At 65.8% G+C, this 5,979-nt stretch carries 7 protein-coding genes; 3 read left to right on the top strand and 4 right to left on the bottom strand.

What is annotated here, in order from left to right:
• The coding region (locus tag V7E26_RS28820; protein WP_324422784.1) for a UvrD-helicase domain-containing protein at nt 1-359 on the bottom strand (359 nt) is incomplete at its 3' end.
• Nucleotides 360-648: 289 nt separating this feature from the next.
• Here V7E26_RS28820 and V7E26_RS28815 point away from each other — a divergent pair.
• A complete protein-coding gene (locus tag V7E26_RS28815) occupies nt 649-822 on the top strand; it encodes a DUF1328 domain-containing protein (protein WP_317256101.1) in 174 nt (57 codons plus the stop codon).
• A gap of 37 nt (nt 823-859) precedes the next feature.
• Here the strand turns inward: V7E26_RS28815 and V7E26_RS28810 are convergent, their stop codons facing one another.
• Together V7E26_RS28810 and V7E26_RS28805 are read right to left on the bottom strand one after the other, a co-directional pair.
• Complete coding sequence (locus tag V7E26_RS28810; protein ID WP_324422783.1) at nt 860-1,681, bottom strand: alpha/beta fold hydrolase; 822 nt, start codon at nt 1,679-1,681, stop codon at nt 860-862.
• 74 nt (nt 1,682-1,755) lie between these two features.
• Nucleotides 1,756-2,598: a class I SAM-dependent methyltransferase gene (locus tag V7E26_RS28805; RefSeq protein WP_324422782.1), complete on the bottom strand. Its 843-nt coding sequence runs from the start codon at nt 2,596-2,598 to the stop codon at nt 1,756-1,758.
• A 162-nt stretch (nt 2,599-2,760) separates the two neighbouring features.
• Here V7E26_RS28805 and V7E26_RS28800 point away from each other — a divergent pair, with 162 nt between their 5' ends.
• Complete coding sequence (locus tag V7E26_RS28800) at nt 2,761-4,296, top strand: helix-turn-helix domain-containing protein (RefSeq protein ID WP_324422781.1); 1,536 nt, start codon at nt 2,761-2,763, stop codon at nt 4,294-4,296.
• A gap of 4 nt (nt 4,297-4,300) precedes the next feature.
• Here V7E26_RS28800 and V7E26_RS28795 read toward each other — a convergent pair whose 3' ends face one another.
• A complete protein-coding gene (locus tag V7E26_RS28795; RefSeq protein ID WP_442893497.1) occupies nt 4,301-4,828 on the bottom strand; it encodes a thioesterase family protein in 528 nt (175 codons plus the stop codon).
• 79 nt (nt 4,829-4,907) lie between these two features.
• Between V7E26_RS28795 and V7E26_RS28790 the strand changes: the two genes are divergently transcribed.
• Nucleotides 4,908-5,979 (top strand): FAD-binding oxidoreductase (locus V7E26_RS28790; RefSeq protein ID WP_324422780.1); only part of this gene is annotated, 1,072 nt, incomplete at its 3' end.

The raw sequence follows: 5,979 nt of genomic DNA, 5'->3' as shown, positions 1-5,979 counted from the left end.
TGGAAGGTGCCGAGCCACGGCATGCCCTCCACCGCCTGGCCCAGCATCTGGCCAAGCCGCAGCTTCATCTCGCGCGCGGCCTTGTTGGTGAAGGTCACGGACAGGATTTCATGCGGGCGTGCGCGGCCCTGGCTCAGGATGTGGGCGATGCGCGTGGTCAGCACGCGCGTCTTGCCGGTGCCGGCGCCGGCCAGCACCAATACTGGCCCATCCAGCGTCTCGACCGCCTCGCGCTGCTCCGGATTGAGCCCGTTGAGATATTGCGGGCCGGCCGCCGCGCGCGCCCGCGCGGCGATGCCGCCAGCCGCGGGCTGATGCTCGGGGACGCTGTGATGGGGCAGTTTGCTCGGCTCGGTCATTTCTCGAATCGTCTCGGCCCCACGATGGCACCGTGAGACGGGAAAGGGGAGCCTTCATAGCAGGGATTGAGGGCGATATAGGGTCGATCAGGCCGTTTTGACAGGTTTATCCCGATGGATTTCCCAGCCGGCTTTCGCAGGCCAAAAGCGATTTTGTTCCCGCAAGAACGTCAAATTTCGCGTTTCCTACGGCGGGAACCAACATTACCGACCGGTATTGATTTCGCAGTCGATGCGCGACGACGGTAGTGCCGCCATCGAGAGAGCAACCAAAAATCGAGGTCGTATCATGCTGAGCTGGGTCGTTACGTTTCTGATCGTCGCGTTGATCGCGGGTGTTCTGGGCTTCGGCGGCATCGCCGGCGCTTCCGTCGAAATCGCCAAGGCGATCTTCTTCATCGCCGTCATCCTGTTCCTGATCTCGGCGGTGGTCGGACTGGTCCGCGGACGCAGCAACGTCTAGCGGGTTACACCAAAGCCTTAGCTTGGCGCCGCGCACACTATGGCGCGGCGGCCAACGCCAGGCCGGACCGCTCGACATGGCGGATGATCAAATCCGAAAATGGCTTCGGGTGGGTCGCGATCATGAAATGCGACGCGCCGGCAATCGTGACGTGATCGGCACGCGGCATAAACCGGCTCAACAACTCGTTTGCCCGACACGCCGCCGGATGGCTGGTTTCGCCCCATATCACAAGCGTCGGAATTTTCACGCTGGCCAGTGACGCGGGCGTGAGGCGAAAATTGTAGGCCGATTCCCAATCCAGCAAATTGGCAGATGTCGTTTCGATGGCGTAGTCGCGGACGCGCTGAGGCCATGCGGCGAACGTGCCGGCGCCGCCGTAGAAGTCGATCATCTGCGCGATCGCATCGGCTTCGCCGCGCCCGAAGGCGGCGGAATAGGCGCGCGACATCTGCCGGAATGTCCCATAGTGCTGCTGCTCGCCGACCTCTCTCAGAATGTCCACGGCAGGCGCTTCGGCAATCGTCAGGCTGAGCAGCGGCACGCGTCCGCGCAGCGCGACCGCAAGCGCCACCAGGCCGCCGAAGGAGTGACCGACGAGATGCACCGGGCCGCCGGTACGACGGATCACGGTCTCGATGATTTCACGCTCATAGCAGATGTCGGTTTCGTCGGGGGTGCGGCGCTCCGCGGTGCCGCCATATCCGAGCAGGCTGGTGGTCACGCAGCGGAAGCCCTGCAAATGCGCCATGACCGGCCGCCAGGCCGCGCCGGTGCTGCAGGAGCCCGGCACCAGCACGACGGTCGGTCCATTGCCGGCCTCGTGGTAATCGATGAGCCCGGGCGTCTGGTAGATCATCTTGCAAGCTCCTTTATCGGTACGCCCGAGGGACGATGGCCACGCATGGCCGCCATCCCTCGGATGGATTTGTGTCAGCGTTTGACGACGACGATTTCCAGATACTCGCTCGGCAGCACCATGGTGCCGTCCTCGGCGCGGTTCATCGACCCGATCAGCTTCAGGATGTCCTCGGCAAGCCGGCGCTGGTTGGTTTCATCAAGCGCGGCAAAGGCTTTCAGCGTCGGGCCGTAGTAGCTCCTGAACACGTCGAGAAAGTGCAGCGGGGAGCGGTAGCGGAACGTGAAGTGACGCTTCTCGGCCTTGATCGAGGCCGCCGACGTTCCGAACATCTCGGTGATGCGTGCCTGCGTACCCCACAGCGCCGGCGATTTTGCACCAGTGGGCGGCGGCAGGTATTTGCCGAGCGTCTTGAACAACTGTCCGATGAAACCATCCGGCGTCCAGTTGGCGAGGCCGATCTTGCCGCCGCTCCTGGTGACCCGCAGCAGTTCGGAGGCCGCGCGATCCTGGTCCGGCGTGAACATCACGCCGAAGGTCGAGACCACGGCATCGAAGCTCGCGTCGGCAAAGTCGAGCGCTTCCGCATCCGCTTCCTTGAACTGGATCGAGAGGCCTTCGGCCGTGGCACGGGCGCGACCGCGCTCGAGCAGGCTCGGCACATAGTCGGTCGAAACCACATCGCACCAGCGGCGCGCCGCGGCCAGCGTGGCGTTGCCGTTGCCGGCGGCGACGTCGAGCACCTTGTGGCCGGCCCTGAGATCCATCGCCTCGCACAATTCCTCGCCGACGATCTGCAGCGTGGTGCCGACGACGGCATAGTCGCCGGACGACCAGGCGCCGTGCTGGCGGGTTTTCAGGGCGGATAGATCGACGTGACCGGGTTGCGGGGTCTGGGCCGCTGCGGTGGTAGCCATGTCACTTCTCCATTGAAGCAAGGTGAATTTGCCGATTTCAGCGTGATGCCGGCTTAACCCCCGAGCCTGAAGAGCGCCTATCCGGTTTGCGACACGGCTATCCCGATCGTGAACCTTTCGGCGGTTCCCAGGACTCATCACCAGGGGGTCTCGGAGTTGCGGATGATTGCCAGTCAGGAGATTTCGGCGGCGACGTCGCCGCTGCCGCGCGGTGTCAGGCGGGCGGTGGACGCGATGCGTGCCAATGTCGGCCACAATTGGCGCCTGGCCGAACTCGCCGCCGTGGCCGGCGTGTCCGGTCGAACCTTGCAGCGCCAGTTCCTCGCATTCGTCGGCAAGACCCCGCTGGTTGCGCAGCGCGAAATCGGGCTCGAATGCGCCCGCCGCGAACTCTTGCAGGGCAATCCGGGCCTCAAGATCATGGACGTCGCGCTGCGCTGTGGCTTTCCCCATTTCGGGCGGTTCTCGATCGCCTACCGCCGTCGCTACGGCGAGACGCCATCGCAAACCTTGAAGCGGCAGGCGGTTCTCACCGATGCGCTCCGCGCGGTGCCTTCGGTGCTTGCGCCGGCGCGAGAGCGGCCGACAATCGCGTTCGGGCCGATCGAGGCTGCCGCTGAAAATCTGCCGCTTGCGGCTGATATTGCCGACGATCTCGTGACCGCACTCACCCGCGCCGGAATCTCGGTCGCCGCCAGGTCGATGGCGGCGCGCTATCATCTGGGCGGGGCGATCCGGGGAGCGGGAGCCCGGACGCACCTGAGCATCCGCCTGATCGATACCGAAACCGGCGGACAATTGTGGGCGCATCGCGCCGACAGCATCCTGCGCGACGATATCGCGACGACGGAGCACCTCGCGACCAGGATCGCCGCGGCGCTGCAGCCCTGCCTGCGGCGGGCGGAGATCGACCGCGCGTTGCGCACGCCGCTGGCCAGTCTCGGTGCACAGGATCTGGCGCTGCGCGCGATGCCGGGCGTGCTGTCGCTCGATGCGTGCGGCAATGCCCGTTCGCTGGAATTGCTGCAGCGTGCGATAGAAGAGGACCCGAACCAGCCATTGGCCATCGCGCTGGCGGCGTGGGCGCACGTCCAGCGCGTGGTCTATCACTTCACCCATGCCCCGCAGGACGAGCGCGCGCGCAGCCTCGAACTGGCCCGCCGGGCGCGGGCGCAGTGCGGCGACGCCACCGTGCTCGCCATCCTCGGCAACGCGCTATCGCTGCTCAACGAATTCGATACGGCCGATCTGGTCACGCGCAAGGCGCTGGCGATCGACGGCGGATCGGCCTGGGCATGGAGCCGCAGCGGATGGATCGACGTCTACAAGGGCGATCCGCAATCCGCCATCGAGCGCTTCAGGATCGCGCTGGATCTCGCGCCCCATGATCCGCTGGCGTTCAACAGCATGGTCGGAATCGGCTGCGCGCTGTTCACCGCCGGCCAGTACGCCGAAGGCGCGCGTTGGCAGGAGCGCGCGCTCGCCGAGCATCCGTCGGCAAGCTGGGTGCACCGGACGCTGTGCCCGGCCCATGTGCTCGCCGGGCAGGGGGCGCAGGCGCGTCGCAGTCTGGATGCGCTACGGCGGCATTATCCCGATCTCACGGTATCGGAGGTTCAGCGCGGCATGCCGCCGCTGCCGCCAAGCCAGTGCGATCTCGTGGTCGGCGCGCTGCAGGAGGCCGGCCTGCCGGCCTGATCAGCTATTTCCTCGGCATTGCCACGGTGCGGCCGATGCCGTCGGGCCGCAGGACCGCGGTGTGTGAAGCCACCACCTGCTGGATGCGCGCGCGGATGTCAGGCGGGAAGGGCGCGACCTTGCGTGCGCTCATGTCCATGTGCAGCGTCATGTTCTCCGAGGTGGCGGAGAGCCAGCCTTCGCCGGCGTGGCGCAGTTCCTCGAACGTATGCAGCCGCTTCTCGTCGTTTTCGAGCAGGTAGACCGTCACCTGCACGGGATCGCCGAGATGAATCTCGCGCACATAGCGCACGTGGGCTTCGGCGGTGAAGGTCGAGCAGTGGCGCTCCTTCATGTAGGCCGGCCCGATGCCGAGCTGCAGCCACATCTCGTCGATCGCGCGGTCCATCATGACGTTGTAATAGGCCATGTTGAGATGGCCGTTATAGTCGATCCATTGCGGCTCGATCTGCATCACCGACGATACAAACGGGGCAGGCGGCAGCGGCATATCGGTCAGGCGGTCGCCGGTGGCGGCAGCGGTCGTCATCATCCATCCCTTGTTGTTATCGCGCTCTTGACCCCCCTTATATCCTTTGCCACGGTCCGCTCAAATTCGGGAGGAATTTGACGTGGCGACGACGATATCAGGCAGTGTGAAGCGGCCGGATCCGCAGGCTTTGGCAAGCGCGGTGGAGGCGCTGGCGGCGCGGTTCGGCAACCGGCTGATCACCTCGCAGGCGGTGCGCGAACAGCATGCCCATACCACCACCTGGTTGCCCACCCAGCCGCCGGATGCGGTGGTGATGGCGCAGGAAACCGCCGACATCCAGGACGTGGTGCGGATCTGCGCCAAACACGGCGTGCCCGTGATCGCCTTCGGCACCGGCACCTCGCTGGAGGGCCAGGTCAACGCGCCGGCCGGCGGTGTCTGCATCGATATGCGCGACATGAACCGGATTCTCGAAGTCCATGCCGAGGACCTCGACTGCGTGATCCAGCCCGGCGTCACCCGCAAGGCGCTGAACGAGCACCTGCGCGACCAGGGGCTGTTCTTCCCGATCGACCCCGGCGCCGACGCCTCGCTCGGTGGCATGACCTCGACCCGGGCCTCCGGCACCAATGCGGTGCGCTACGGCACCATGCGCGAGAACGTGCTGGCGCTGAAAGTGGTGCGCGGCGACGGCGAGATCATCACCACGGGCACGCGGGCCAAGAAATCCTCGGCCGGCTACGACCTGACGCATCTCTTCGTCGGCGCCGAGGGTACGCTCGGCATCATCACCGAACTCACCATCAAGCTGCGCGGCATCCCCGATACGATCGCGGCCGCGGCCTGCTCGTTCGAGACCGTACGCGGCGCCTGCCAGGCGACCATTCTCGCGATCCAGACCGGCATTCCGCTGGCCCGCATCGAACTGCTCAACGCCGAGCAGGTGCGCGCCTGCAATGCCTATTCCAAGCTGAGCTTGCCGGAGACGCCGCTGCTGCTCTTGGAATTCCACGGCAGCGAGGTCGAGGTCGCCGAGCAGTCGAAGAATTTCGCCGAGATCGCCAGGGAATGCGGCGGCGGCGATTTCACCTGGACCACCAAGCCGGAGGACCGCACCAGGCTGTGGCAGGCGCGGCACGACGCCTATTGGTCGGTCAAGGCGCTGCGCCCCGGCGCCGGCGTGGTGGCGACCGACGTCTGCGTGCCGATCT

It is taken from the genome of Bradyrhizobium sp., assembly GCF_036735945.1.
In the GTDB taxonomy this organism is placed as follows: domain Bacteria; phylum Pseudomonadota; class Alphaproteobacteria; order Rhizobiales; family Xanthobacteraceae; genus Bradyrhizobium.
This window is presented reverse-complemented; position numbering and strand designations above follow the sequence as displayed.

Coding starts and splice junctions, on each gene's coding strand:
- V7E26_RS28800 (WP_324422781.1), top strand. CDS start 2,761: ATGATTGCCAGTCAGGAGATTTCGGCGGCGACGTCGCCGCTGCCGCGC.
- V7E26_RS28810 (WP_324422783.1), bottom strand. CDS start 1,681: ATGATCTACCAGACGCCCGGGCTCATCGATTACCACGAGGCCGGCAAT.
- V7E26_RS28805 (WP_324422782.1), bottom strand. CDS start 2,598: ATGGCTACCACCGCAGCGGCCCAGACCCCGCAACCCGGTCACGTCGAT.
- V7E26_RS28795 (WP_442893497.1), bottom strand. CDS start 4,828: ATGATGACGACCGCTGCCGCCACCGGCGACCGCCTGACCGATATGCCG.
- V7E26_RS28815 (WP_317256101.1), top strand. CDS start 649: ATGCTGAGCTGGGTCGTTACGTTTCTGATCGTCGCGTTGATCGCGGGT.